We start from the raw sequence: 23604 nt of genomic DNA, 5'->3' as shown, positions 1-23604 counted from the left end.
GGGCTGCCTGCCTCTTGTGCTGGAGCGAGAACGTTTTATTTCTATTGATATGCAAGAATATCATTCATCTCCCCATGACCCTGTCGGGTGGCATGGAACAACCATTTTGTGTGTCCGGCGCGACGGCCAGGTGGCCATGGCGGGCGATGGGCAGGTGACGCTGGGCGCCACCGTGATCAAGGGCAATGCCCGCAAGGTGCGTCGCATCGGGCCGACGGGGCAGATCCTGGCCGGTTTTGCCGGCGCCACGGCAGATGCGTTTACCCTGCTGGAGCGGCTGGAAAACAAGCTGGAGCGCTATCCCAACCAGCTTGAGCGCGCCTGTGTGGAGCTGGCCAAGGACTGGCGCACCGACCGCTACCTGCGCCGGCTGGAAGCGATGATGGCCGTGGCCGATGATGCGCGCTCCTTCACTCTGACCGGCAATGGCGACGTGCTGGAGCCCGAAGATGGCATCATTGCCATCGGGTCAGGCGGCAATTACGCGTTGTCCGCTGCGCGGGCGCTGCTGGGCATCGAGGGGCTGTCTGCCGTCGATATTGCCCGCCGCTCCATGAAGATCGCAGGCGACATCTGTGTGTACACCAACCATTCCGTGATCGTGGAAACACTGGGCACGGACGGGGCAGGGGATAAAGCGTGATGGACATACCCAACCATTCCCCGCGTGAGATCGTATCCGAACTCGACCGCTACATCATCGGCCAGACCGACGCCAAGCGTGCGGTGGCGATAGCACTGCGCAACCGCTGGCGCCGTGCCCAGTTGAGCGATGCCATGCGTGAGGAGGTCGTGCCCAAGAACATTCTCATGATCGGGCCAACGGGTTGCGGCAAGACCGAGATCGCCCGCCGCCTGGCAAAGCTGGCGCAGGCACCGTTCCTGAAGGTTGAGGCTACCAAGTTTACCGAAGTTGGCTATGTGGGCCGCGATGTGGAAAGCATTGTGCGTGACCTCGTAGAGGTCTCGATCAACATGCTGCGCGAACTGCGCCGCCGTGATGTCGAGGTCCGGGCCGAGGATGCTGCCGAAAATATCCTGCTTGATGCGCTGGTAGGCGAGGGGGCCTCGGCCGAGACACGTAACAAGTTCCGCCGCATGCTGCGCGCGGGTGAGCTTGAGGGCAAGGAAGTCGAGATCTCGCTGGCCGAGGGGGGCAATCCCGCCCAGCCCGACATGTCCGGTATGACGCCGGGTGCCGTGATCAACTTCTCGGACATGATGAAGGGCTTCATGAACCGCATGCCGCAACAAAAGCGCATGACGGTGACCGAGGCGCGTGCCGCCCTGATCCGCCAGGAAGCGGACAAGATGCTCGATACCGAGGCCCTGACGCGTGAGGCCGTGACCCATGCGCAGGACCATGGCATCGTGTTCCTTGACGAGATCGACAAGGTCTGTGCCCGTGCTGGCGAAGGGGGCGCGCGCGGCGGCGATGTCTCACGCGAAGGGGTGCAGCGTGACCTGCTGCCGCTAATCGAGGGGACGACCGTCTCCACCAAGTACGGCCCGGTGCGTACCGACCATATCCTGTTCATCGCATCCGGCGCGTTCCACATTGCCAAGCCCTCCGACCTTCTGCCCGAACTGCAGGGACGGTTGCCGATTCGGGTGGAACTGGCCTCGCTTACGCGTGATGACCTGCGCCGCATCCTGACCGAGCCGGAACATTCCCTGCTCCAGCAGTATGTTGCGCTGCTGGGCACGGAAAAGGTCAGCCTGTCTTTTACTGATGCCGCGATTGATGCGCTGGCGGAACTGGCGGCCGATATTAACGAGCGTGTCGAGAATATCGGTGCCCGCCGCCTAGCCACCGTGCTGGAGCGGTTGCTGGAATCCGTTTCCTTCTCTGCCCCTGACCGTAATGGTCAGAGCGTGGTGATTGATGTTGCCGATGTGCAGGAGAAGGTTGCCCCACTGGCCAGCAAGGGTGATCTGAGCCGCTTTATCCTGTAGAGATAGGGCCGTTGCCCGCAGGGCCGCGCCATGACGGGCGCGGCCTTTTGCGTTGAAGCCCGACGTTACTGGAAAGATGATGACTGACCCTTTCGTACAGCCCGAGGACGATACCGCCGCCGACGCCATTGCCGAAATTGGTGAGGAACTGGCCCTGTTTGATGACTGGATGCAGCGCTACCAGTACATCATCGAACTGGGGCGCAAGCTGCCGCCGTTTCCCGCGCAGTGGCAGGATGATGCCCACCGCGTGCCCGGATGCCAGAGCCAGGTCTGGATGGAGGTCCAGCCGCGCGGGAACAGGCTGTACCTGGCCGGGGCATCGGATGCGGCCATCGTGTCGGGGTTGGTGGCGTTGCTGCTGCGGGTCTATTCCGGTCGTAGCCGGGATGAAATCCTGAATACGGACCCGCAGTTCCTGCGCGACCTTGGCCTTGTGCAGGCGCTTTCTACCAACCGGGGCAACGGGGTGGAAGCCATGGCGCAGGCAATACGTAAGGCAGCCTCCGCCATGCCTGTCGCATAGGGCGGTCCGGTTTGCTGCCATAGTGGTTTTAGAACGCTTCCGGGCACTATCTTGTTAAAAAAGGCTGCGCCCGAACGTCGTTGCCCTTAGTAACCCGCGTCGAAGCCCGCGTCATCCACGGCGGCAAACAGGTCATCGACGTTGGTGTAGCGGCCATCATAGGTCACGGTTGCCTTGCCCTTTTCCAAGGAGACCTGCACCATTGAGACCCCCTCCACGCTTTCCAGCGCATGGACAACCTTGGATGCGCATCCGTCGCATGTCATGCCGCCGATGTTTATGGTCAATGTTTCCATGTTCTCAATGCCTTCTACCTGTTGCAACCCGGTGGCTGCCATTGGTGTAAAATACAACCGACCTTACACCATAAGAGGGTGGGCACGCCATCATTGCCGTTGCTGCGCGGGCTTGAAGTGCACGAGCAACCGGGTAGGTTGATAAGGATGTGTTATCGCTCCTGATGTCATGGGATAAGGCTGTTTTTTAGTCAAAAGCTAAGATGCCACGCGTGATCCCGTCTGGCTCAGATCGGCCGGATGCATGCCCTGATGGCGTATTACGGCACAAAAAAAGCCGGTTGCTCAGGGGCAACCGGCTTTTTATGTGGTGGACTGATGTTCCCTATGGGGTCAGTCAACCGTGCTCATGCGGGTTTCATCCACGAACTTTTCGGTATCATCATCCAGCTTGCGCGACTTGCGGCCTGCCGGGCCATGGACATACAGCGTCTTGCGATCAACCTTCTGTTCGCTGCCCTGCGGCTTGAGCGGCATTTCGTATTCCGGCTTCTGCGCATGGTCGGCCATCTGCAGATCGGGATTGAAGACCGAGTTGAACTTCCAGATCATGGTCAGGAAGTTGGTCTGCCCACGCAGCGCCAGGCGCAGGGCAATGCCCAGCGTGTCCTTGATCGCGCTCCAGCCCAGATGCTTGTTATTCAGGATCTGCTGTGTCTTGACCAGTTCCTCATAGAACTCACGCAGCGGCAGGGTGGTGGGCATGACGGCATGCTGGATGTCGAACAGACGATAGTCACGCGTGGTCAGCTTGCGGGATTCGCTTTCCCAGATTTCCGTGCCGGGGTAGGGGGTAGTGACGGAAATGTTCACGATATCCGGGATTTCAAGGCACCACTGGCGGATCACCTCGAAGCGCTCCCGATCCCATGAAGGGTCGGCAATCAGGTTGATGGCCACGATCAGGTCAAGCGAGCGGGCGTATTCAAGAGCTTCAAAGTTGCGGTCCATCGACACGCGCTTGCGGAAGCGCTTCAGCCCTTCGGCATCCACCGCTTCCAGCCCGATGAAGATGTAGCTCAGCCCGATCTCTTTCCAGACCGCGAAGACTTCCTTGTTACGCAGCAGCACGTCGGCACGGGTTTCAAGGTAGTATTCTTTCTGGATGTTGCGGCGCTTGATCTCGTCGGCAATGGCCAGACCATGTTCGGCATGCACGAACGCCACGTCATCGACGATGAAGATGCCGGATTCCTTGATCTCCTGCAGTTCCTCGCCAATCACCTTGGCGCTGGCGGTGCGGTAGGAGCGGCCATAGAAGGTCCACGCGCTACAGAACGTACAGTCCCACGGACAGCCGCGCGCGAATTCGATGGAGGCTGCGGGGTCGAGCGTGCCGATGAAGTATTTGCGGCGGTGGTGCAGCAGGTCGCGCGCGGGGCGTACTTCATCAAGGGATTCGACAAAGATCGGCGGCGGTCCTTCGCCATCCATGGTCACCACGCCGGGCACCGTGGTCAGGTCGCGCCCCTGCTCCCATGCTTCGAGCAGGGGACCTACGGTTGCATCGCCTTCACCCTTGAGTACGCAGTTCACCGCCCCTTCGGACAGGGCCAGCACGTCGCGCGCGATGAACGAGATGGAATGCCCGCCCATGAACAGGAACACGTTGGGCAGGCGCTTGCGGGTTTCCTTGCACAGGTCAATGATCTCGGGAACATTGGCCAGATAGTTGCCTGAAAAACAGATGGCATGCGGGCGGAAACGTTCGATGCGTTCCCAGTAATCGGGGTGTTTCTCGACCTGCAGGTCAATGATTTCCACCTCATGCCCCTTGTTGCGCGCGGCACCGGCAACCAGTTCGAGCCCCAGCGGTTCAAGACGGAGGAAGACCTTCGTGTACATGAGTGAGCTTGGATGGACGGCCAGTAATCTCATTCTTTTACCTCAGGTATCGATGGGGGACGGTAACAACGCGCAACATGCATTAGGCAATCTGGCGGCGAATTGACACCCACACGGCCGATGCATTCGTATTTTTTATATATCACACATGATTTAGAAAAATTTAGAATAATGATAGAGGGTGGCAATATAAACGGCGTCTGTCACGTAAATCACGGTAATATCACCTATGCATTCAGATGATGCCTGAAGCATGCAGGACCATGATGTTTTTGTAGCCTTATATTCTCTTCATGGTCATGCCTGCGGCGTGTTCCCTGCGTAAGGCACCTATGCATTCAAGACGTGGCATGGCGTAGCCGACTTCTTGTGCCCTATCGCACGGGGCGCTTTCGTGGCACTGTCGCTGCGCTTAAGCTACGGGGTCGAAATGAAGCTCAAAATCGTGGAAAAACTGCCCGTCCGCCTCGGGTTGCTGGCATGCGGGCTGGTTGTGCTGGGTGGCTGCTCGGCGGAGATCGGGCGCAAGCCGTTCGAGAGCGATGTGAAGTGCCTGCGTGAGCAAATGGGTACAACCATGCAGCTCAGTTTTCCCATTGCTGCCAACACCTGTCAGCGGATGAGCGATCACAACTTTATCTTCGGTTCAAAGAAGAAAAAGGCCCAGCCGCTGCCGCTCAAGCTGCGCGGTGCGCCCGACTTGCAGAAGATGGCTGATGAATACGACTATAGCTACACACGATAACGTGCCTGCCCCGCCTGCGTTGCATCCTGCACGGCGGGGGTGTCAGTTTTCCAGTTCGGTATCCCAGTACAGGTAGTCGCGCCAGCTTTCATGCAGGTAGTTGGGGGGGAAGGCGCGGCCATTTTCCTGTAGCGTGCGGCTGGTGGGGCGTGCGGGCGTGTGGTCGGGATACATGCGGATTTCGTGCGGCATGTAGGACCCCTTGATCAGGTTGCACGGGCTGCACGCGGTCACCACATTTTCCCAGCTTGTCCGCCCGCCCTTGCTGCGCGGGATGACGTGGTCGAACGTCAGCTCCTGTGTAGGGAAGCGGGTATTGCAGTACTGGCAGGAAAAATTGTCGCGCAGGAAAACATTGAATCGGGTAAAGGCAGGCTTGCGGGCTGCGGGGATGTAGTCTTTCAGCGCGATTACGCTGGGCAGGCGCAGGCTCTGGCTGGGGGAGTGGACAATGGTGTCGTATTCGCTCAGCACCGATACGCGGTCAAGCCACACGGCGCGCACCGCATCCTGCCATGACCATAGCGAGAGCGGGAAATAGGAGAGCGGCCTGAAATCGGCATTCAGGACCAGGGCAGGCAGGTATTGACTGTCACAAGGCACAGACGCATTCCTTTCCGAATGCCGCCGCACACTTTCAATCAGGCGTACTCTGTTCCGAAGCGAACGCCTGTGATGTGCGTCGTCGTCAGGTAACTGATGAATCTATTGCAGACCCCGTATGGCGTGGCAACCCATGGCGGCAGGCCGCCCGGTCATGTCATGCGTGTACGTGAAAGGTCGGGCAGGAAACGACTGTTCCCTATGGCGTTGTTATAAATTGATAATGACAGAAATTACCCGTTTTGCACCCAGCCCCACGGGGCACCTGCACCTGGGGCATGTCGCTTCCGCCCTGCGCGGCTGGCGCGCGGCTGCGGAGTCGGGGGGGCGGTTTGTACTACGTATCGAGGATATCGATACCGTGCGCTGCCAGCCCCGTTTCATGACCGATCTGTATGCCGACCTGACATGGCTGGGTCTGTCATGGCCGCAACCCGTGCGCCGCCAATCGCAGCATATGGATGAGTACCGCCATGCGCTGAACGCCCTCGGCGCGCGCGGGTTGCTCTATCCATGTTTCTGCACGCGCCGCGACATTATGGAAGCTGCGGGTGCGCCGCACCATGCGCCCGATGGTGCCATGGTCTATCCGGGCACCTGCTGCCATATGGGTCCCGCACGTCGGGCGGCCCTGCTGGCGGCCGGTGCGCCGCATGCCCTGCGGCTGGATATGGCGCGTGCGCTGGCGCTCCCCGGTGCCGGTGCGCTGACATGGGATGAATTGGGGCATGGCCCGCAGCCCTGCCAGCCGGAGCTTTTTGGCGATGTGGTGCTGGCGCGCAAGGACGTGCCGGCCTCCTATCACCTGTGCGTTACGCACGATGATGCCTTGCAGGGTATAACACTGGTCACGCGCGGCGTGGATCTGCGGCCAGCCACGGGGCTGCACCGGTTGCTCCAGCACATCATGGGCTGGCCCGCGCCGCGCTACAGCCATCACGCGCTGTTATGCGACAGTGCCGGCAGGCGGCTGGCCAAGCGCGATGGCGCGGTATCCATCCGGTCCATGCGCGAAGCGGGCATGACGCCTGCGCAGGTGTGTCGTGCCGCGATGGTGGCCGATCACATATCCGCTGTTCCCTCCGGCGAGGGTTCGCTCTAGGCTGCGTGCCCGTTCCCCGGCAGTGTGTCGGGTGTTTCCCACTGTTGATGGATCTTGATATCATGGATCTTACCGCTGCCCGCCTGGACCGTATCAGCCCCAGCCAGACGATCGCAATCTCAACCAAGGCGCGTGCGCTCAAGGCAGCAGGAAAGGACATTATCAGCCTTTCCGCCGGTGAGCCGGATTTCGATACGCCCGACACGATCAAGCAGGCGGCGATCCGCGCCATTGAGGCAGGGGAGACCAAATACACCGACGTGGCGGGTACGCCCGCGCTGCGCCGTGCCATTGCCGAGCGTTTCCGCACCGATAGCGGCCTGGATTACACATGGGATGAAGTGATTGTTGCCAATGGCGGCAAGCAGATCATTTACAACGCCATGGTCGCCACCATCAATCCGGGCGATGAGGCGATCATTCCCGCTCCGTGCTGGGTGTCGTATCCCGATATCGTGGCGCTGGCCGAAGGTACGCCCGTCATTGTCCCGTGCAGCGTGGAAAATGGCTTCAAGCTCCAGCCTGCCGAACTGGAGGCCGCCATTACGCCGCGTACCAGGTGGCTGCTGCTCAACTCCCCCAACAACCCCACGGGGGCGGCCTATTCCGAGGCCGAGATGCGCGGGCTGTGCGATGTCCTGCTCCGCCACCCCGATGTATGGATTCTGACGGACGACATTTATAACAAGCTGGTCTATGACGGCTTCCGCGCCCCCACGGTAGTGGAGGTCGAACCCCGCCTGCGCGACCGCACGGTCACCATGAACGGCGTGTCCAAGGCCTATGCCATGACTGGCTGGCGTATTGGCTACTCCGCCGCTCCCGTGCAAATGACGCGCGCCATGAACAAGCTGCAGAGTCAGTCCACCTCCGGTCCCAGCTCGATCAGCCAGGCGGCGGCGCTCGCGGCGCTGACCGGTCCGCAGGACTTTATCGGCACCATGGTTACGACCTATCAGGCACGGCGTGACCTGGTCGCTGCCATGCTGAACGAGGCGCAGGGCCTGCACTGCCCGGTGCCGGAAGGGGCGTTCTACGTTTTCCCCTCCATGGTCGGCTGCCTGGGCAAGACCAGTGCCGGTGGTGCGCTGATCGATACGGACGAAGCCTTCGTGACCGCTCTGCTGGACGAGGAAGGCGTGGCTGCCGTGCACGGCAGCGCGTTCATGTTTGCCGGTCACTTCCGCATTTCCTATGCGACTGATACGGACAGCCTGAAGGAAGCGTGCCTGCGCATCCAGCGCTTCTGTGCCGGGCTGCGCTGAGGGCTGCCGGGTATGACAACGCAGAAGGGTGCCCTGGCCCCCGGCTTTCTGGCGCAGCGGATGGAGCGGCTTGTGGTGCCCGCCACCATCGCCATGGCGCAGCGTGCGCGTGGCCTGCGTGCAAAGGGGGAAAAAGTCCTCTCCCTCGCATTGGGGGAGCCGGATTTCGCGACCCCTCCCGCCGTGATCGAGGCCGCCCACCGCGCAGCACTGGAGGGACAGACAAAATACCCCCCCGTTGATGGTACGCCCGCACTGAAGGCAGCCATCGCGCGCAAATTCGCGCGCGAGAATGCGCTGGACTACGCGCCTGCCGAAATCATGGTCTCCAATGGTGGCAAGCAGGTCATCTTCAATGCGTTCATGGCCACCGTGCAGCCTGGCGATGAAGTGGTCATTCCCCGGCCATACTGGGTCAGTTACCCGCTGATCGTGCAGATGTTTGGCGGCACGCCCGTCTATGCCGACTGTCACGAGGCTGATGACTTCCGGCTGACGGCCAGCGCGCTGGAAGCCGCCATTACGCCGCGCACCAAGTGGCTTGTGCTCAACTTCCCCAACAATCCTACCGGCGGGACCATGGGGCAGGTGGATATGGAGGCGGTGGCCGAGGTGCTGCGCCGTCACCCGCATGTGCACGTACTATCTGACGAGATATACGAACACCTGTTGTATGATGACCTGCGTCATGTCTCGCTGGCGGCGGTGGCGCCTGATCTGAGGCACCGTATCCTGACCCTCAATGGTGTCTCGAAAGCCTATGCCATGACGGGCTGGCGCGTGGGTTACGTGGGTGGTCCTGCCCCGCTGATCCGTGCCATGACCGCCATACAGGGCAGTGCCACATCGGGCATCTGTTCCATAGCGCAGGCGGCGGCGGCGGCGGCGCTGGACGGGCCAGCGGATATCATTGCCGAAATGTGCATGGCCTATGCGCGCCGACGCGAACTGGTGGTCTCGACCTTGCGCGCGATACCGGGACTGACCTGCGCCATGCCACACGGGGCGTTCTATGCCTATCCGGGTATTGCCCGATGCATGGGCAAGGTGAGTGCGGAGGGGCGCAGACTGGAAACGGATGAGGATTTCGCCATCGCCCTGCTGGAAGAACAGAAGGTGGCGGTGGTACATGGATCTGCTTTCGGGCAGGGGCCTTATCTGCGCCTGTCCTATGCCACTAGCGATGATGTGCTGAAAGAAGCCTGCGCCCGCCTGGCCCGTTTTGTCGAAGGTCTGAGCTAAGGATATGTCGCGGCAAGGCTGAATTCTGTTTGGGAACAGATTTCAGCCCGTCCTGTCTTTTGTGACAAAGGCAGGGCGGCGGCGCATCCATTTTTTGTAGGTGGCCTGAAACCCTGCCCGCAAAATACCCATGCAATCATTGAGAAAGTTTTTGCTGAAGCTTTTTTCAAAAAGCTTCATGGGACATCGTTCGCTTAAAAAACCAGAACGATGCCAATACGGACGTTTCAGTCTGGGTCGGGTGCCGGGGGGCAGAACAGGAAGACCCCTTCCGTTATGATGGCAGGCAGTAGCGGCATGCCCAGCGGCAGGCCCGACAGGCCGATTGCCCCTGCCGATGCCGCGCAGGCTGCCATGTAACCTGTCCGTCCCCCCAGCCGTTCGGCTATGACAAACAGGAAAACGGCCACCAGTTCTAGCACGGTCGCAACCCCCAGCCGCAACGGGTGCATCTGGGTCTGCAACCCCATATCGGATAGCAGGCGAAGCAGGGCAGGGGACTGTCCCTGTTCTCCCCCCATTCCGAACATGAACGAAAAGGGCAGGATCAGCACGCCCAGTATATCGCGCAGCAGGTTGACCAGCCCGCTTACAAGCGGCAGCAGCACCAGTATGGCCAGGCTTGCACTGGTGCAGGTGGCGACAATGACCAGCCCGATCTGGCGTTGGCGTGCGGCCGGATTGCGCGGCGGGTCATCTGGCGTCATGAGCTGGTGATATTACCGCAGCCACCATTTGACGGGTTCGGGTTCTGCCTCGGCTGGACTTGCGGCGGCAGCAGGCTGGCTAGCCGGGGCGGGGCGGTTTTCTGCCGTGCTGCGTGTGCGGGTCTTGTGCCGGTTCAGTTCCTCACGCAACTGGGCGGTTTCCTCGCGTGCGGCATACAGTTCCGCGCGCAGGGCCAGCATTTCTGCCTCTTTGGCGGCCAGCTTGTCCTTGTGTTCCGCCGCGATCACATCTGCATGGCCGATGCGGGTGGTCAGGGAGCGGATATGCGCCTGCGCTTCCGAAAGGCGGAGTTCGGACTGTTCGCGCAGCTTCTGTTCGAACTGCACCTTGTGGCGCAACTGATCGGTTTCGCTGCGGTCTTCCTGCTGGGCATGCATGGCGCGTGGCGTGGCACGCCCGGTGCTGAGGGAGTGGTGTTCAACACGCACATCACCATCCTGCACGAATTTGCGGCGGCGCTGTACGGTTTCAACCTGGCGTGCGGGACGCTGCTGTTGCTGCTTGGGCTTGCCGCCCCCTGTGCCACGGGCGGGTGCGGGGCGGTTCTTGCCCATACGCTCCAGTGCTTCACGGAAAGCGGATTCATTAACTTCTTCGCGCGATGCGTTCCGCGCTTCTTCTTTGGGAAAGGAAAGAAAATCGTTATAAGATGACACTGCTGGACTCTCGACAACTCAATGCACCATAAGGACGTAACTAAAATCATATTTTAGGAATGTATTCCTAAAAGTAACATACAAACGGTGCTGTTTTTTAATGCTTATAAGCCATAATAAGGCTGACTGCCGCCACAATGCAAGCACTATAGATAAGGATATGATTATTATTGTATTATTATAGTAAAAATAAATATTATTAAAATGAAAATAATTTTATAGACTTTTAAAAAATGAGATGCTGAAATATAATTTATTTCAATTTTGATTTTGCGCGGATAGAATAAATATAGGTCGCCATGCTGTTGCTCCGTATTGGAAACTGTTTTTTGGCGTATCCCTTGCCTTCATGCCGCTGTTAGGTCCAGATAGGGTGAAGGCACCAACCTTGTAATAATATCCGGCAGGATACGGAATGTGTAATATCGGGCAAAAGGCGGTTATGGTTTCCCTCTCGCGCAGGCTTGGCCAGGCAGGGCGTCCCTGCGTGTTGATTGTAATGGGGGTATCGGGGTGCGGCAAGAGCACACTCGCCCAGCTTATGGCCGAACGCATGGGCTGGCCCCTTGTTGAAGGTGATGACCTGCATCCCGCCAATAACATTGCCCGTATGAGCAATGGCATTCCCCTTACGGATGAAGACCGCGCTCCCTGGCTTGATCGTATCGCAGCGCAGGTTGCGGCATGGAAGGAAGCGGGGCAGTGCGGGATCATCACCTGTTCCTCGCTTAAACGCCATTACCGTGAACGTATTGGCAGCGGGAGTACCGATGTCTGCTTTGTCTACCTCAAGGGCAGCAGGGAAGACATCGCTCCGCGGCTTGCGCAGCGTACCGGCCATTTCATGCCCGTGGCCATGCTGGACAGCCAGTTCGCAACGCTGGAGGAACCGGATATGGAGGAGGAAGTGGTCATGGCGCTTGATGTCAATGCTGCCCAGGACCTGCTGGCTGAGCAGGCCTGCGCGCATCTGGCCAGCCTGCCGGGTTAAGGCCGGACGGGTTCAGTCCGCAGGCGGTGGGGTGGCAGGTGTCCATGTCAGGTCATCTGCCCCGTTGTTGTTAAGGTGCCGCCCCAGTACGAACAGATAGTCCGACAGGCGGTTCATGCAGGCGGGAATGTCTGTGCCGATCTCTTCCGTCCGTGCCAGCGTGGCCAGTCGCCGCTCTGCCCGGCGCACGACAGTGCGCGCAAGGTGTGCATGGGCGCCAGCAGGCGTGCCACCGGGCAGGACGAAACTGCGCAGCGGCGGTATGTCCGCGCGCAGGCGCTCCACTTCCCCCTCCATGGCGCGTACGGCATCCATCCCATGCGGCAGCGCGCGCGGGGGGTGGGCGGGCATGCAGACCGCGCCGCCAATATCGAACAGCAGGCCCTGCACCCATGCAATGAAGGTGGCGTTGCGCCCGGCGGGCAGGCTGCCGCGCAGCAGGCCCATGGTGGCATTGGCTTCATCCAGCGCGCCAAGGGCTTCGATGCGCGCGCAGTCCTTGGGCACGCGCGCACCGTTTCCCAGTGCCGTTTCTCCCCGATCGCCACCGCGTGTCACGATTCGGTCAAGGCGGATGGTCATGGCTGCTCCTGCATGGTGGCTGGTGGGTTCAGCGTGTGGGCTTGCTTGCGCCCAGTTTCAGGCTGTCATTCAGGTTTGTCTGCAATGTATCTGCTGTTGCGGCGGCATAGGCCTTCAGATCAGGGTCGGAGGCGGATTCCGCTTCGTTCTGGAACATGGCTAGCGCGTCGCTGGCTGCCTGCGCCTGCAGGTCAAGATAATCGTGCTCGAATTTGGAGCCGCTTTCCGTCTTGAGTTGGGCTGCAATCTGTTCTTCGTCGGGGCTCATGTCCTTGTGTAGGGCCAGCCCGTGCTTGAGTGCAAGGGTGGTCAGGGCTTTCTGGTTGGTCGTATGCATCTTGGCTGAAGCCTGGGCAAATTCCTGCACTTTGCGGCGCTTGGTCTGCTCGGCGGCCTGGTTGGAAATATTGATCTCGAAAGTATTCAGCGCGGAAACATTCTCGGCAAAGGTGGAATCTGATTCCGTAAGCGGCGGCAGGGTTGCGGCCGGTGCTGTGCTGGCGGGTGTGGCTGGTGCCGCGTGGGCCACGGGGAAGAGAGGAAGAAGGCTGACAGACGCACAAAGGAGGCAGACTGCGTAATGTCTCATGTTGATCGTCTTCCTAACGTGTAAAATACGGATTTTTACTGGCCGTGATTGCAGTTTATCAGTTTTGCCGCGTCATATAAAGCTGGCATGCATGCGCGGGTAGGGGGAAATACGTCCCATCCGCCAGCACGGCAGCATCGCGTGCGTGACCTATACGATCGCCCCATGGCGAGGGTAGGGTGTGGCCGCCCGTGCCACGGCGGGTTGTCACCCTGTTTTTCGGATACGCCTTATGCCTACTGTTGTCAGGTTTCTCTTGTGTTTTGCGGCGCTGGCTGCCTTTACCGCCGTCATGGGCGGTGCGCTGACCGCCCATCTGCCCGATCACTTCTTCGCCGAAGGTGGTCGTGACATGGCCCGTCAGGCCATTCAGATGCAGATGTGGCACGCGCTGGCCATTATTGGCGTGTCGGTGCTCATGATCCAGCAGGGGTGTCGGGCACTGGTCTCGATCGCGGGCTGCCTGATGGCGGTGGGGAGCGTCCTGTTCACTACCGGCGTGGCGCTGACCGCGTTCTGGGGCATCCATCCCGGGCCGGTGGCGCCGACGGGGGGGAGCCTGCTCATGGGGGCATGGCTGCTGCTGGCGGTAGGGGTCATGCGGTCATGAACAGGCATGGAACGGGCGGGCCGCCCGATGCTACCCGGCCAGGGTGGCCGGTCCGCAGCGCGTATCTGGCAGCCCCCGGTTTCGAGCCGGTCCTGGCGCAGGAACTGGCACGCAGGGGGGCGGGAGACCTGTGCTGGCATGGGCGGCTGGTGTTGTCCGCCCACCCACCGGTAGCCAGCCTGTGGGCGCTTGAGACATGGGATACGCCAGAGGAGCATGATGTGCCCTCCATCAAGGGGGCTGCCCGCATCCTGCGTGCGATCCAGCGCAACTGGGCGTGTTATGCGCCGATGCTGCACCGCCGCTGCGCGCTGATAGGCGATGCGCTGCCACCGCTGCGGCCAAAGCCCCTTGTCTTTCCTGCCGTGGCTCCCGATGCCCATCTAGGTGCATGGACCCTGCTGGCCCCCGACCGCCTGCTGCTCTCACGTACCAAGTCCTCGCCTTTCATCAATGGCGAGGTCGAATTTGAGGAAAATCGCACCGATCCGCCATCGCGCGCCTATCTCAAGCTGTGGGAAGCGCTGCTGCGCCTTGGCCGGTGGCCGGTGGCGGGGGAGACGTGCCTTGACCTGGGGGCCTGCCCCGGCGGGTGGACGTGGGTTGCGGCCAGCAACGGGGCGCATGTTACTGCCATTGATCGTTCCCCCCTGGCGGAAAACGTGGCCAGCTTGCCTAATGTCACCTGCCGCTACGAAAGTGCTTTTGGCCTGGACCCGCAGGACTGTGCACCGGTGGACTGGCTGTTTTCTGATATCATCGCCTATCCCGCCCGGCTGCTGGCGCTGGCGCGGCGGTGGATTGAATCGGGCAGGGCGGCGCGCATTGTCATGACCATCAAGTTCCAGGGCGAGACCGACCATGAAACAGCGGAAGCCTTTGCAGCCATTGCCGGTGGGCGTGTTGTGCATCTGTGGCACAACAAGCATGAACTCACCTTTTTCTGGCAGCGCGACCCGTCATGAGTGGGACGGGCGGACACGGCTAAGCAACCGGTCCGCCACCTCTACCACGCATACAGCCAGCAGACAGCACACAAGGGCCACGGCCATGATGATCAGCCGTTCCTGTTCGGTTGCGTCATTCGCACCGGCAAGCCGGTAGAGCGACAGCCACAGATCGGTGCCCGCAACCCGGTCCACCAGGCTGGCCACGGTGGCGCTGAAGCGCAGGCTGAGCATGAACAGCCCCGTCAGTACAAGGACGGCCACGGTCTTGCATACGGTGCGGGCGATGGAAGGTGTGGCTGTGGACATGGCTTTCCCTGTAGGGCGCAAGGATCGTGGCGTGACCGGAGATTATGCTGCGTGCCGGTCAGGCGTTCAGGATATCGCGCGCGGTGCGGACCACATCGGCCAGCGTGCCGGGCTGGAAAGGTGATTGCAGCCCTGCGGAACGGACCAGCCGGGTAAAAGGTTGTGCGCCACCGCGCGCGCACAGACCAACATAGGCCTGCATGGCGCCTTCGGGGTCGGTGCGGCTGCGAATCCAGAACTGCATGGCGCAGCACAGAGCCAGTGCGTAATCAATGTAATAGAAGGGTGAGCGGTAGATATGCCCCTGTGCCTGCCACCTTCCACCGGCTTCGGGGTGGGGCAGGCCGCCATAGTTGCGCCAGGGCATGTAGCGCTGTTCCAGCGTGCGCCATACGGCGTTGCGCTCTGCCGGTGTCATGTCCGGGCGGGTGTACACTTCATGCTGGAAGTGGTCGACACACACGCCATAAGGCAGGAACGACAGCGAGGCGATGAGGTGCATCTGTCTAAAGCGCGCCCCCTGTCCGGGTTCGACCATCAGGTCGATATGCGGCCAGGTCAGGAATTCCAGCGCCATGGAATTGATCTCAGCGGCATCCATGGTCGGCCACAGCAGGTCCACCTCTGGCAGGTTGCGGCTTTTCCAGTTCTGGTAGGCATGCCCCATCTCGTGGGTAAAGACGTTTATGTCATGCTGCGTGCCATTGAAGTTGGCAAAGATGAACGGCATGCCAATGGTGGGGAACGACGTGCAAAATCCGCCTCCCGCCTTGCCTGCGCGGTTGACCAGGTCCAGATAGCCGCCATCGCGCATCTGGCTGTAAAACGGACCCAGATCGCCACCCATGCGGTCGAACATGGTCTGGGCACGTTCCATGAGCAGCGCGTCCCTGCCAGCGGGGCGGGGGTTGCCCATCGGGTCGATCAGCGGTTCATCCCAGGAATACAGGACTTCCCACCCCATGGTCTCGCAGCGCTGGCGCAGGATGTCGTGTACCAGCGGTACGACATGCTCCAGCACATCGGCACGGAAGCGCGCCACATCCGTCGGCCCATAATCCACCCGGCGCATGCGGCGGTAGGCCAGGGGGATGTAGGAGTCGTAGCCCAGCGTGCACGCCATGCCGTGACGCAGCCTGACCATCTGGTCGAACAGGGAATCAAGGCGGCTGGCATTTTGTTCAAAGAAGGCCCAGCGCACCTGTTCCGCCTCGTGGCGTACGGTGCGGTCCGTACTCTCGCCATAGGGGGCAAGGCCAGACAGGTTGACCTCGTGGCCGCCTATCGTCACCCGTGCGCCAGCCAGTAGAGCCGTGTATTCGCCGCTCAGCTGGGCTTCTTCCTCCAGCGCATCGGCAATGCGGGGGTCGAAAGTGGTGATGTCGGTGCGCCATAGTTCCAGCGTATGGGGGGTTACGGCCTGTGCCACAGCCGTGGGGTCGGGATATTCCAGCAGCCTGCGCTTGAGCGTGACCTCATGCGCCGTGACGTACGGGGTCAGGGCATCGGCGTAGTCACGCTCGGCCTTGGCCGTGGGGCTGGTGGTATCCTGTGCGAAGCGCAGGTCGACCAGTGCAGCCCAGCTTTCGTAATCGCGGCGGATGGTATCGAACAGGCGGGCGGCATCAGGCACGTTACTCTGGTCGAGCAGCGTGGAGACCTGACCAAAGCGCAGGGCAAGGGCTTCGCGTGTGGGGCGGGGGAAATCCAGGGTGTCAAAAGGGCTGCACATGGGGGCAGGGTGGCATGGAACCCCCGCCGCCGTCCATGCCCAGTATGCTACCTTATCGGGTAGGGGGATGGACCTGCGTGCGACTGAACCATGTGCATGCCATGACGAACACCACCAGCCCCGCCATGTCGGGAACAAGGGCAGGCACGCCGCGCGGCAGGAGCGACAGCGGACTGTCCTGCCCGCTCAGGGCGGACAGGCAGGCCAGCGCCACCCCGGTCAGGCTTTCGCCCACGATCAGGCCGGATGCGATCATGGTGCCCCGGTGGCTGCCCGCCTGCGGGTTGAGCCGCCGGACAAGAGTGCCCAGCAGCGCGCCGGTGGCCAGTGTCATGGAAACCTGCATGGGCAGGTAAACCCCGATGCCGACCGCAAGCGGTGGCAGCCCGCCCCGGTCCGTGCGGCGCAGCCACGCATCAATGCCAATCAGCCCGCAGCCCGCGGCGGCACCCGCCGCCAGTAGGTTCCAGTCCAACTGGTGCAGGAAAATGCCTGAGGTGATCATGAGCAGCAGCGCAGGCTGCGGGGCGGCCAGCGCCTGTGTGGGGTCCATGCCCGCATGTGGCATGGCGCCCACAAAACCATAGGTTTGGTACAGCACGTTCAGCACCGGCGGGATTACGACCGCCCCACTCGCGCAGCCAATCAGCAGGGCGATTTCCTGCTTCCACGGTGTGGCGCCAATCATCTGGCCGGTTTTCAGATCCTGCAGGTTGTCATTGGCAATGGCGGCGGAGGCCGTGATGGCGGTCAGCGCGTACAGGCAGAACCCTATGGTGAAGTGCTGCCCCTCTGCCCCCGCGAACAGTCCGGCCGCGCGGAGCACTACGAACACGCAGGCCAGACACAGGGCTGCAAGGATGGTCACGCCCGAAATGGGCGAAGAGGATGATCCCACCAGCCCGGCCATGTAACCGCACGCGGCCGCGACAAACAGCCCCAGCCCCGCGCAGCAGGCCAGCCCCGTCATGGCCGCGGCCAGTGCTGGCAGCGGAGCCACGACGGCATGGGCAAACACGAAGAACACGCCCCCGATCATGACCAGTACCAGCCCCGCTATTGTCCGTATGGCACGCGGCGAAAGATCGGTGTCGGTCCGTTCAGGTATGGCATTGACGGGTGCGCGCACCACCAGCAGCCGCACGCTGTCCAGCAGCGGGCGGCCCATGCGCAGCACGGTCCAGATGGCCGCCACCCCAATCAGGCCAACGCCCAGGAAACGCGCCTTCTCCTGCCACAGCACCTGCGCGAACGCTCCCGCATCAAGCCCGGCAGGGCGTGGGGTAAGGTGCGCCATGGCGGGAATGAGCACTTCCCATGTCAGCAGCGCGCCCAGCAGCATGGCAAGGCCGCCCTGCAATCCGACCAGATAGCCAGCACCCAGCAGCGCGGGCGAAAACCCGATGGACAGCCGGAACGCTGCCGCCCCCAGCACGGCCGTGGCACTCAGCCCGCTGCCCAGCAGCCGCAGCCCGGTAGAGGCAAATGTTATGCCAGCCGCCAGCATGCCGCCATGCAGCAGGGCGCGGATGCTGCCCGTATCTTCTCGCGTCGCCCCCGCGCGCAGGATCTCGGCTGCGGCCACCCCTTCTGGGAAGGGCAGGGTGGCGTCGCGCAGCATGACCCGGCGGAGCGGGATGGTGAATAGCACCCCGCTCATACCGCCCGCCGCCGTAAGTACGCCCGCCTGAAGGAAGGGGAAGTGCTGCCAGTACCCCCCCATGAGCAGCGCGGGCAGGCTTGCGAACACACAGGCCAGTGTGCCCGCGGCGGAAGCCTGGGTCTGGACGAGGTTGTTCTCAAGTATCGTGCCGCGACCCAGCACCCGGAGCACCGCCATGGAAATGACGGCGGCGGGGATGGATGTGGCGATGGTCAGGCCGATCCGTAGCCCGAGATAGACGTTGGACGCAGTGAAGATGACAGTAATCAGCGCGCCGATCACCATGCCGCGCCATGTCAGTTCACGCTGGAGGATAGGTCCGGCCAAGGGGCTGCCTTACATCTTGTGGAAGGTTGGCATCACCAGATGCGCGCGGTTGAAGTCAAGCTGTGCCTTGGTGAGCTGGAAGCCGACCTCCAGATGGTACTGGTCGCTATGGATGTGGCGCGACACGGGCAGCGTGATGGGAATGTTGCTGGTATGGGTCAGGTCCTGCATGCGCCCGTCTTCAAAGGAGACATGGGCCACGAATTCTTTCTTGCTCTTGATCTCGCCATTGAACACCACGGCCACGAAATACGGGATATTGATGACCTCCACCTTCGAGGCCGGCCCGCGTTCGACATGCAGCCCGATCTTCATGTTGGTCATGACGGTGCGGTGTTCTCCCTGCTCGCATGATCCGACCACGCGCGTCAGGCTGGCACGTGCCACCAGGTGCGTCACATCATGGTCGGAGCCGGAATACTGGTAATAATCAGCTGCTTCTCCGGGAATTTCCACCACGGGGCAGGCGGGGGCAAAATCGATCGAATCGGATTCGCTGCTGCAGCCAGCCAGCAGGGGCAGGCTGGCCATGGCGCAGATTGTCAGGGCGGTGCGGCGCAGGCGCGGTAGCGGAAGGGCAGGAAGCATGCAGGTATTCCGGGTAGGTCAGGTGTGGATGAAATCCCGCCCTGGGCGGCGCGGGGGGATACGGGCAGGGCGATGGGGGAGGACAGGCATGACAGAATACGTTAGGCTCAGATGGAAAATGGCTTGCGCCATTGTCGTGGTTTGCGTAGGGCCGGGACCATCGCACGGGATCCCGGCGCCGGAACTCTAGCAGATCGCGGCCCGTATCCTATACCGCTCGCCGGATGTTTGGGGAACACCATGCCCGACCAGATGATCAGTACGCCCGATACCATAGCCCCCACCGATGCACCGCCCCGTGTGCTCAAGGTCCTGCTTGCAGGCCCGCGCGGGTTCTGCGCGGGGGTCGATCGTGCCATCCGTGTTGTGGAGGAAGCGATCCGCCGCTACGGCGCGCCGGTCTATGTGCGCCATGAAATCGTTCATAACCGCACCGTGGTCGAGGCGCTGGAAGCGCAGGGCGCGATCTTTGTCGAGGAACTCGATGAAGTGCCCGCCGATGGCCAGGTCGTCTTTTCCGCCCATGGCGTGCCCAAGACCGTCCCGGCCGAGGCCGAGCGCCGCAACCTGCTGTATCTTGATGCCACATGCCCGCTGGTGTCCAAGGTGCACCGCGAGGCCGAGCGCCATTTTGCCGATGGTGGGCCGGAAAGCCGCCATATCCTGATGATCGGCCATGCCGGTCATCCCGAGGTTGTGGGCACGATGGGCCAGTTGCCTGCCGGTGCCGTCACCCTGATCAATGACGCGGAAGAGGCGCGCACCGTCCAGCCGGCAGATCCCTCGCGCCTTGCCTTCATTACCCAGACCACGCTGTCGGTCGATGATACGGCGGAAATCGTGGACATCCTGCGTGATCGCTTCCCCCTGATCGAGGGACCGCGACGCGAGGATATCTGCTACGCCACCACCAACCGGCAGGAAGCGGTCAAGGCGATCGCACCGGGCTGTGATCTGGTGATCGTGATCGGCTCGCCCAACTCCTCGAACTCGCAGCGCCTGCGTGAGGTGGCCGAGCGCTCGGGCGCCCCGCGCGCCCTGCTGGTGCCACGCCTGAATGCGCTGGACTGGTCGGCGCTGGACGGAGTCGCGACGCTGGGCATCACGGCGGGTGCCTCGGCTCCCGAATCGCTGGTGCAGGAAATGGTGGCAGCCCTTGCCAAGCGCTTCACGCTTGAGATCGAGGAAATCACCGTGAAGGAAGAGAACGTGGCCTTCCGGCTGCCGGCACCGCTGGGCTGAACCGTATCGTTCCATGGCAGTCTATACTGAAGTGTCGAAAAATGCGCTGGCGGCGTTTCTCGAAGGCTATGACATCGGCAGGCCCGTTTCCTGCCGCGGTATTGCGGAAGGTGTGGAGAACAGCAATTTTTTGCTGAAGACCACACAGGCCACCTTCATCCTGACGTTGTACGAGCGGCGGGTGAACCCTGATGAACTGCCATGGTTCCTTGGTCTGATGCAGTATCTGGCAGGGCGCGGTCTGTCCTGCCCGCTGCCGGTGGCCGACCGGCAGGGCCAGACCCTGCGTACCCTGTCGGGCAAGCCCGCCGCGATCACCACCTTCCTGCCTGGCGGATGGTCAGCGCAGATAACCGAGGATCGCTGCGCCCAGGTGGGCGTAGCCATGGCGCGTCTGCACCTGCTGGGTGAAGGGTTCGTGGCCGAGCGCCCCAATTCCATGGGGCCGCAATCCTGGTCTGGCCTGCTTGATGCCTGCCGTGCAGGCGGCGATGCGGTCCGTCCCGGTCTTGTGCGCGAAATCGAGGCGGTACTGGCCCGCGTACTGCCCGCATGGCCGGGGGTCGGTAACAACCCGACCCTGCCGCGCGGGCAGATCCATGCCGATCTGTTCCCCGATAACGTCTTTTTTCAGGGTGACAGGCTGTCGGGCGTGATCGACTTCTACTTCGCCTGCACGGACTGGTATGCCTACGATCTGGCCATCACCCTCAATGCCTGGTGCTTTGATGCGGAGCAGCGTTTCCTGCCCGCGCATGCGTCCGCCATGGTGGATGCCTATCGCAGCATACGCCCGCTGGAAGCGGCGGAGGAAGAGGCCCTTGCCACACTGGCTACGGGGGCGGCTATCCGGTTTACGCTGACACGGCTGTATGACTGGATTCATACCCCGCCCGATGCGCTGGTCACGCGCAAGGACCCGCTGGACTACGCGGCGCGGATGGCATTCTGTGCCAGCCGTATGGGCGGGTCTTTCGTGCCATGAGCAACGAGGGGATTACTGTGGTGGAAGACACGTTGGGACACTCGCAGGACATGACGCAGGCCAGTCCCCCCGATGCCGCGCCGGAAAGCGCGGACATGGTCGAGATCTGGACCGATGGTGGCTGCAAGCCCAATCCCGGCCCCGGTGGGTGGGCGGCGTTGCTGTGCTACCGGGGGCAGGAGCGTGAACTGTCGGGCGGTGAGGCGGAAACCACCAACAACCGTATGGAACTGACGGCGGCGGCCGAAGCGCTTGAAGCGCTCAAGCGCCCCTGCCGTGTGGTGCTTCATACCGATAGCGAATATGTGCGCAATGGCATCACGCGCTGGAGTACGGGCTGGGTGCGGCGTAAGTGGCGCAATGCGGCGGGCGACCCGGTAGCCAACATGGACCTGTGGCGCAGGCTGCTTGAAATCAGTGCGCGGCACGAGATTGAGTGGAAATGGGTACGCGGGCATTCCGGCGATGTGAACAACGAGCGTGTGGACCAGATGGCGACCGCCGCGCGTGATGCGCTGGGCATCGCCTACCCCAAACGCGTACGGAAATGACCTTGCCGCCACCGGCCATACGGCTTGAGGGCGTGGGGCTGGATTTTGGTGGCGCACCCCTGCTGCGTGACATGGATCTATGCATCGAGGCCGGGCGCATGACGGTGCTGCTTGGTGCCAGCGGGGTGGGCAAGACATCGCTCCTACGCATGATCGCAGGGCTGGCCCGTCCCGGCCGCGGGCGCATTGTGGCTTCGGACGGCCAGCCCCTAGTCGGCCGTATTGGCTGGATGGGCCAGCAGGACCTGCTGCTGCCGTGGGCGGATGTCGTGCATAATGTCATGCTGGGGGCACGGCTACGTGGCGTGCGGCCAGAACCCGAACGCGCGCGACATCTGCTGGGCTGCGTGGGACTGGCGGATCGTACAACGGCCCGGCCCGCGGCCCTTTCGGGTGGCCAGCGGCAGCGTGTGGCGCTGGCCCGTGTGTTGTATGAAGACCGCCCGGTCATTCTCATGGATGAGCCCTTTTCCGCGTTGGACAGCATTACGCGCGCGCGCATGCAGGATCTGGCCGGACGCATGCTGGCCGGGCGCACCGTCGTGCTGATTACCCATGACCCGCTGGAAGCCTGCCGTCTGGCTGATACCATGCTGCTCATGGCTGGCCTTCCCGCAACCATACATCCCCTTGATGTTCCGCCCGGCCCGGTGCCGCGCATGGTGGATGATCCGGCCGTGCTGGCAGCCCAGGCCGGTGTGTTGCGACGGATGCTGGCGCAATGAACGGCCCGGTCATGCACGCGCGTGTCCTTGTGGCGTTGCGCCCGGCTGTAACGCTGGCGGGACTGGTGGGGGTGTGGGCTGCCCTTGCGCGGTGGGGGGGTGTACCGCCTTACATGCTGCCATCCCCTGCCGCCGTGGCGGGTGCGTTATGGACCCAGCGCGCGCAGCTTGCCCCCGCCGGCCTGACCACGCTGGAAGAAACCCTTCTGGGACTTGTGCTGGGCATTGGCGCGGGTAGCGCGCTTGCCATCGGCATGGCGCTGTGGGCACCGCTGCGGCGGTGGGTCATGCCCATGGTTCTGCTCAGTCAGGCGGTACCGGTGTTTGCCCTGGCCCCGCTGCTGGTGCTGTGGTTCGGATTCGGCATGAGCTCGAAGGTGGTCATGGCGGTGCTGGTCATCTTCTTTCCCGTCACGTCCGCGCTGGGTGATGGTCTGCGTCAGACGGAACCGGGCTGGATGGATCTTGCCCGCACCATGGGGGCCGCGCGCTGGCGGGTGCTGGTGCATATCCGGCTGCCCGCTGCCCTGCCTGCCTTTGCCTCGGGCGTACGTATGGCCACGGCTATCGCCCCCATTGGCGCGGTAGTGGGGGAATGGGTGGGGGCATCCTCCGGGTTGGGATTCCTGATGCAGACAGCCAATACCCGCTTCCAGACCGATCTGATGTTCGCTGCCCTGCTCGTGCTCGCGGCCATGACCGTGTCATTATGGTGGGCGGTGGATCGGGTGCTGGCGCGCGCATTGTACTGGCAGCCCGGACATGCGGATATTGACTGAACTGTTGTAACACGCCACC

The 23604-nt window shown here is 62.1% G+C and carries 27 protein-coding genes; 15 read left to right on the top strand and 12 right to left on the bottom strand.

Translation table 11 applies throughout. The features are described 5' to 3' along the window. Nucleotides 1-49 precede the first annotated feature (49 nt). From hslV to GLX_RS05005, 3 genes are all read left to right on the top strand, one after another. Nucleotides 50-643: an ATP-dependent protease subunit HslV gene (gene hslV / locus GLX_RS05015; RefSeq protein WP_014104929.1), complete on the top strand. Its 594-nt coding sequence runs from the start codon at nucleotides 50-52 to the stop codon at nucleotides 641-643. Beyond that, nucleotides 643-1956 (top strand): ATP-dependent protease ATPase subunit HslU, encoded by a 1314-nt coding sequence (gene hslU, locus GLX_RS05010; RefSeq protein ID WP_041247196.1) that lies wholly within the window; start codon nucleotides 643-645, stop codon nucleotides 1954-1956. Before hslV ends, hslU begins: the two co-directional genes overlap by 1 nt. 76 nt (nucleotides 1957-2032) lie before the next feature. Next, nucleotides 2033-2482: a SufE family protein gene (locus GLX_RS05005; protein WP_014104927.1), complete on the top strand. Its 450-nt coding sequence runs from the start codon at nucleotides 2033-2035 to the stop codon at nucleotides 2480-2482. Between the two features lie 86 nt (nucleotides 2483-2568). Here GLX_RS05005 and GLX_RS05000 read toward each other — a convergent pair whose 3' ends face one another. Both GLX_RS05000 and hpnR read right to left on the bottom strand, forming a co-directional pair. Next, on the bottom strand, nucleotides 2569-2778 hold the full coding sequence (locus GLX_RS05000) for a heavy-metal-associated domain-containing protein (protein ID WP_041247632.1): 210 nt from the start codon (nucleotides 2776-2778) through the stop codon (nucleotides 2569-2571). 333 nt (nucleotides 2779-3111) lie between these two features. Then, nucleotides 3112-4656: a hopanoid C-3 methylase HpnR gene (gene hpnR / locus GLX_RS04995; protein ID WP_014104925.1), complete on the bottom strand. Its 1545-nt coding sequence runs from the start codon at nucleotides 4654-4656 to the stop codon at nucleotides 3112-3114. Nucleotides 4657-5053: 397 nt separating this feature from the next. On the opposite strand from hpnR, the gene GLX_RS04990 reads away from it, so the two are divergent. Continuing rightward, nucleotides 5054-5368, top strand: a complete 315-nt coding sequence (locus GLX_RS04990) for a hypothetical protein (protein ID WP_014104924.1) — start codon at nucleotides 5054-5056, stop codon at nucleotides 5366-5368. A 42-nt stretch (nucleotides 5369-5410) separates the two neighbouring features. Here the strand turns inward: GLX_RS04990 and GLX_RS04985 are convergent, their stop codons facing one another. Further along, a complete protein-coding gene (locus GLX_RS04985) occupies nucleotides 5411-5971 on the bottom strand; it encodes an HNH endonuclease (RefSeq protein ID WP_041247195.1) in 561 nt (186 codons plus the stop codon). A gap of 223 nt (nucleotides 5972-6194) precedes the next feature. Between GLX_RS04985 and gluQRS the strand changes: the two genes are divergently transcribed. From gluQRS to GLX_RS04970, 3 genes are all read left to right on the top strand, one after another. Next, nucleotides 6195-7073 (top strand): tRNA glutamyl-Q(34) synthetase GluQRS, encoded by an 879-nt coding sequence (gene gluQRS, locus GLX_RS04980; RefSeq protein WP_041247194.1) that lies wholly within the window; start codon nucleotides 6195-6197, stop codon nucleotides 7071-7073. Nucleotides 7074-7135: 62 nt separating this feature from the next. After that, entirely contained in the window at nucleotides 7136-8338 is a 1203-nt protein-coding gene (locus GLX_RS04975) for a pyridoxal phosphate-dependent aminotransferase (protein ID WP_041247631.1), read from the top strand. Between the two features lie 12 nt (nucleotides 8339-8350). Continuing rightward, the gene (locus tag GLX_RS04970) at nucleotides 8351-9580 is read left to right on the top strand and encodes a pyridoxal phosphate-dependent aminotransferase (RefSeq protein ID WP_014104920.1); all 1230 of its coding nucleotides are present in this window, start codon (nucleotides 8351-8353) and stop codon (nucleotides 9578-9580) included. Between the two features lie 42 nt (nucleotides 9581-9622). Here the strand turns inward: GLX_RS04970 and GLX_RS18410 are convergent, their stop codons facing one another. The 3 genes from GLX_RS18410 to GLX_RS04960 are packed head-to-tail and all read right to left on the bottom strand — an operon-like array spanning nucleotide 9623 to nucleotide 10965. Next, nucleotides 9623-9760 carry a hypothetical protein gene (locus GLX_RS18410; protein WP_153470952.1) on the bottom strand — a complete coding sequence of 46 codons (138 nt, stop codon included), beginning with the start codon at nucleotides 9758-9760 and terminating at the stop codon, nucleotides 9623-9625. 47 nt (nucleotides 9761-9807) lie between these two features. Continuing rightward, entirely contained in the window at nucleotides 9808-10287 is a 480-nt protein-coding gene (locus GLX_RS04965) for a hypothetical protein (RefSeq protein WP_014104919.1), read from the bottom strand. Nucleotides 10288-10299: 12 nt separating this feature from the next. Continuing rightward, nucleotides 10300-10965: a hypothetical protein gene (locus GLX_RS04960; protein ID WP_014104918.1), complete on the bottom strand. Its 666-nt coding sequence runs from the start codon at nucleotides 10963-10965 to the stop codon at nucleotides 10300-10302. A 415-nt stretch (nucleotides 10966-11380) separates the two neighbouring features. Here GLX_RS04960 and GLX_RS04955 point away from each other — a divergent pair, with 415 nt between their 5' ends. Next, nucleotides 11381-11956 carry a gluconokinase gene (locus GLX_RS04955; protein ID WP_014104917.1) on the top strand — a complete coding sequence of 192 codons (576 nt, stop codon included), beginning with the start codon at nucleotides 11381-11383 and terminating at the stop codon, nucleotides 11954-11956. Nucleotides 11957-11968: 12 nt separating this feature from the next. On the opposite strand, the gene GLX_RS04950 is transcribed toward GLX_RS04955, so the two are convergent. Continuing rightward, entirely contained in the window at nucleotides 11969-12538 is a 570-nt protein-coding gene (locus GLX_RS04950) for a cob(I)yrinic acid a,c-diamide adenosyltransferase (RefSeq protein WP_014104916.1), read from the bottom strand. Nucleotides 12539-12566: 28 nt separating this feature from the next. Beyond that, entirely contained in the window at nucleotides 12567-13127 is a 561-nt protein-coding gene (locus GLX_RS04945) for a DUF4142 domain-containing protein (protein WP_014104915.1), read from the bottom strand. Nucleotides 13128-13359: 232 nt separating this feature from the next. On the opposite strand from GLX_RS04945, the gene GLX_RS04940 reads away from it, so the two are divergent. Both GLX_RS04940 and GLX_RS04935 read left to right on the top strand, forming a co-directional pair. After that, on the top strand, nucleotides 13360-13737 hold the full coding sequence (locus GLX_RS04940; RefSeq protein ID WP_014104914.1) for a DUF423 domain-containing protein: 378 nt from the start codon (nucleotides 13360-13362) through the stop codon (nucleotides 13735-13737). Then, nucleotides 13734-14702: an SAM-dependent methyltransferase gene (locus GLX_RS04935; protein WP_014104913.1), complete on the top strand. Its 969-nt coding sequence runs from the start codon at nucleotides 13734-13736 to the stop codon at nucleotides 14700-14702. The genes GLX_RS04940 and GLX_RS04935 overlap by 4 nt, the downstream gene beginning before the upstream one ends. Here the strand turns inward: GLX_RS04935 and GLX_RS04930 are convergent. Genes GLX_RS04930 through GLX_RS04915 form a run of 4 tightly spaced genes read right to left on the bottom strand, consistent with a single transcriptional unit; the run spans nucleotide 14697 to nucleotide 19303 of the window. Next, entirely contained in the window at nucleotides 14697-14993 is a 297-nt protein-coding gene (locus GLX_RS04930) for a hypothetical protein (protein WP_014104912.1), read from the bottom strand. The two genes, GLX_RS04935 and GLX_RS04930, sit on opposite strands and share 6 nt — an antisense overlap. Nucleotides 14994-15051: 58 nt before the next feature. Then, nucleotides 15052-16725, bottom strand: a complete 1674-nt coding sequence (locus GLX_RS04925; protein WP_014104911.1) for a M3 family oligoendopeptidase — start codon at nucleotides 16723-16725, stop codon at nucleotides 15052-15054. Between the two features lie 52 nt (nucleotides 16726-16777). Further along, on the bottom strand, nucleotides 16778-18715 hold the full coding sequence (locus tag GLX_RS04920) for an OPT family oligopeptide transporter (RefSeq protein ID WP_014104910.1): 1938 nt from the start codon (nucleotides 18713-18715) through the stop codon (nucleotides 16778-16780). A 9-nt stretch (nucleotides 18716-18724) separates the two neighbouring features. Then, a complete protein-coding gene (locus GLX_RS04915) occupies nucleotides 18725-19303 on the bottom strand; it encodes a hypothetical protein (protein WP_014104909.1) in 579 nt (192 codons plus the stop codon). A gap of 240 nt (nucleotides 19304-19543) precedes the next feature. Here GLX_RS04915 and ispH point away from each other — a divergent pair, with 240 nt between their 5' ends. The 5 genes from ispH to GLX_RS04890 are packed head-to-tail and all read left to right on the top strand — an operon-like array spanning nucleotide 19544 to nucleotide 23585. Then, a complete protein-coding gene (ispH, locus tag GLX_RS04910) occupies nucleotides 19544-20545 on the top strand; it encodes a 4-hydroxy-3-methylbut-2-enyl diphosphate reductase (protein ID WP_041247193.1) in 1002 nt (333 codons plus the stop codon). A 13-nt stretch (nucleotides 20546-20558) separates the two neighbouring features. Continuing rightward, nucleotides 20559-21530 (top strand): homoserine kinase, encoded by a 972-nt coding sequence (locus GLX_RS04905; protein ID WP_014104907.1) that lies wholly within the window; start codon nucleotides 20559-20561, stop codon nucleotides 21528-21530. Nucleotides 21531-21580: 50 nt separating this feature from the next. Next, nucleotides 21581-22081 (top strand): ribonuclease HI, encoded by a 501-nt coding sequence (gene rnhA, locus GLX_RS04900; RefSeq protein ID WP_041247192.1) that lies wholly within the window; start codon nucleotides 21581-21583, stop codon nucleotides 22079-22081. Further along, a complete protein-coding gene (locus GLX_RS04895) occupies nucleotides 22078-22806 on the top strand; it encodes an ABC transporter ATP-binding protein (protein ID WP_014104905.1) in 729 nt (242 codons plus the stop codon). The genes rnhA and GLX_RS04895 overlap by 4 nt, the downstream gene beginning before the upstream one ends. Then, nucleotides 22803-23585: an ABC transporter permease gene (locus GLX_RS04890; protein ID WP_014104904.1), complete on the top strand. Its 783-nt coding sequence runs from the start codon at nucleotides 22803-22805 to the stop codon at nucleotides 23583-23585. The genes GLX_RS04895 and GLX_RS04890 overlap by 4 nt, the downstream gene beginning before the upstream one ends. Nucleotides 23586-23604 lie beyond the last annotated feature (19 nt).

The sequence above is a fragment of the Komagataeibacter medellinensis NBRC 3288 genome (genome assembly GCF_000182745.2).
In the GTDB taxonomy this organism is placed as follows: domain Bacteria; phylum Pseudomonadota; class Alphaproteobacteria; order Acetobacterales; family Acetobacteraceae; genus Komagataeibacter; species Komagataeibacter medellinensis.
This window is presented reverse-complemented; position numbering and strand designations above follow the sequence as displayed.

Bases quoted from the DNA above. Each gene is read 5' to 3' on its own strand.
- hslV (WP_014104929.1), top strand. From the start codon at position 50: ATGCAAGAATATCATTCATCTCCCCATGACCCTGTCGGGTGGCATGGA.
- hslU (WP_041247196.1), top strand. From the start codon at position 643: ATGGACATACCCAACCATTCCCCGCGTGAGATCGTATCCGAACTCGAC.
- GLX_RS05005 (WP_014104927.1), top strand. From the start codon at position 2,033: ATGATGACTGACCCTTTCGTACAGCCCGAGGACGATACCGCCGCCGAC.
- GLX_RS05000 (WP_041247632.1), bottom strand. From the start codon at position 2,778: ATGGAAACATTGACCATAAACATCGGCGGCATGACATGCGACGGATGC.
- hpnR (WP_014104925.1), bottom strand. From the start codon at position 4,656: ATGAGATTACTGGCCGTCCATCCAAGCTCACTCATGTACACGAAGGTC.
- GLX_RS04990 (WP_014104924.1), top strand. From the start codon at position 5,054: ATGAAGCTCAAAATCGTGGAAAAACTGCCCGTCCGCCTCGGGTTGCTG.
- gluQRS (WP_041247194.1), top strand. From the start codon at position 6,195: ATGACAGAAATTACCCGTTTTGCACCCAGCCCCACGGGGCACCTGCAC.
- GLX_RS04975 (WP_041247631.1), top strand. From the start codon at position 7,136: ATGGATCTTACCGCTGCCCGCCTGGACCGTATCAGCCCCAGCCAGACG.
- GLX_RS04970 (WP_014104920.1), top strand. From the start codon at position 8,351: ATGACAACGCAGAAGGGTGCCCTGGCCCCCGGCTTTCTGGCGCAGCGG.
- GLX_RS18410 (WP_153470952.1), bottom strand. From the start codon at position 9,760: ATGAAGCTTTTTGAAAAAAGCTTCAGCAAAAACTTTCTCAATGATTGC.
- GLX_RS04965 (WP_014104919.1), bottom strand. From the start codon at position 10,287: ATGACGCCAGATGACCCGCCGCGCAATCCGGCCGCACGCCAACGCCAG.
- GLX_RS04955 (WP_014104917.1), top strand. From the start codon at position 11,381: ATGTGTAATATCGGGCAAAAGGCGGTTATGGTTTCCCTCTCGCGCAGG.
- GLX_RS04950 (WP_014104916.1), bottom strand. From the start codon at position 12,538: ATGACCATCCGCCTTGACCGAATCGTGACACGCGGTGGCGATCGGGGA.
- GLX_RS04945 (WP_014104915.1), bottom strand. From the start codon at position 13,127: ATGAGACATTACGCAGTCTGCCTCCTTTGTGCGTCTGTCAGCCTTCTT.
- GLX_RS04940 (WP_014104914.1), top strand. From the start codon at position 13,360: ATGCCTACTGTTGTCAGGTTTCTCTTGTGTTTTGCGGCGCTGGCTGCC.
- GLX_RS04935 (WP_014104913.1), top strand. From the start codon at position 13,734: ATGAACAGGCATGGAACGGGCGGGCCGCCCGATGCTACCCGGCCAGGG.
- GLX_RS04930 (WP_014104912.1), bottom strand. From the start codon at position 14,993: ATGTCCACAGCCACACCTTCCATCGCCCGCACCGTATGCAAGACCGTG.
- GLX_RS04925 (WP_014104911.1), bottom strand. From the start codon at position 16,725: ATGTGCAGCCCTTTTGACACCCTGGATTTCCCCCGCCCCACACGCGAA.
- GLX_RS04915 (WP_014104909.1), bottom strand. From the start codon at position 19,303: ATGCTTCCTGCCCTTCCGCTACCGCGCCTGCGCCGCACCGCCCTGACA.
- ispH (WP_041247193.1), top strand. From the start codon at position 19,544: ATGCCCGACCAGATGATCAGTACGCCCGATACCATAGCCCCCACCGAT.
- GLX_RS04905 (WP_014104907.1), top strand. From the start codon at position 20,559: ATGGCAGTCTATACTGAAGTGTCGAAAAATGCGCTGGCGGCGTTTCTC.
- rnhA (WP_041247192.1), top strand. From the start codon at position 21,581: ATGACGCAGGCCAGTCCCCCCGATGCCGCGCCGGAAAGCGCGGACATG.
- GLX_RS04895 (WP_014104905.1), top strand. From the start codon at position 22,078: ATGACCTTGCCGCCACCGGCCATACGGCTTGAGGGCGTGGGGCTGGAT.
- GLX_RS04890 (WP_014104904.1), top strand. From the start codon at position 22,803: ATGAACGGCCCGGTCATGCACGCGCGTGTCCTTGTGGCGTTGCGCCCG.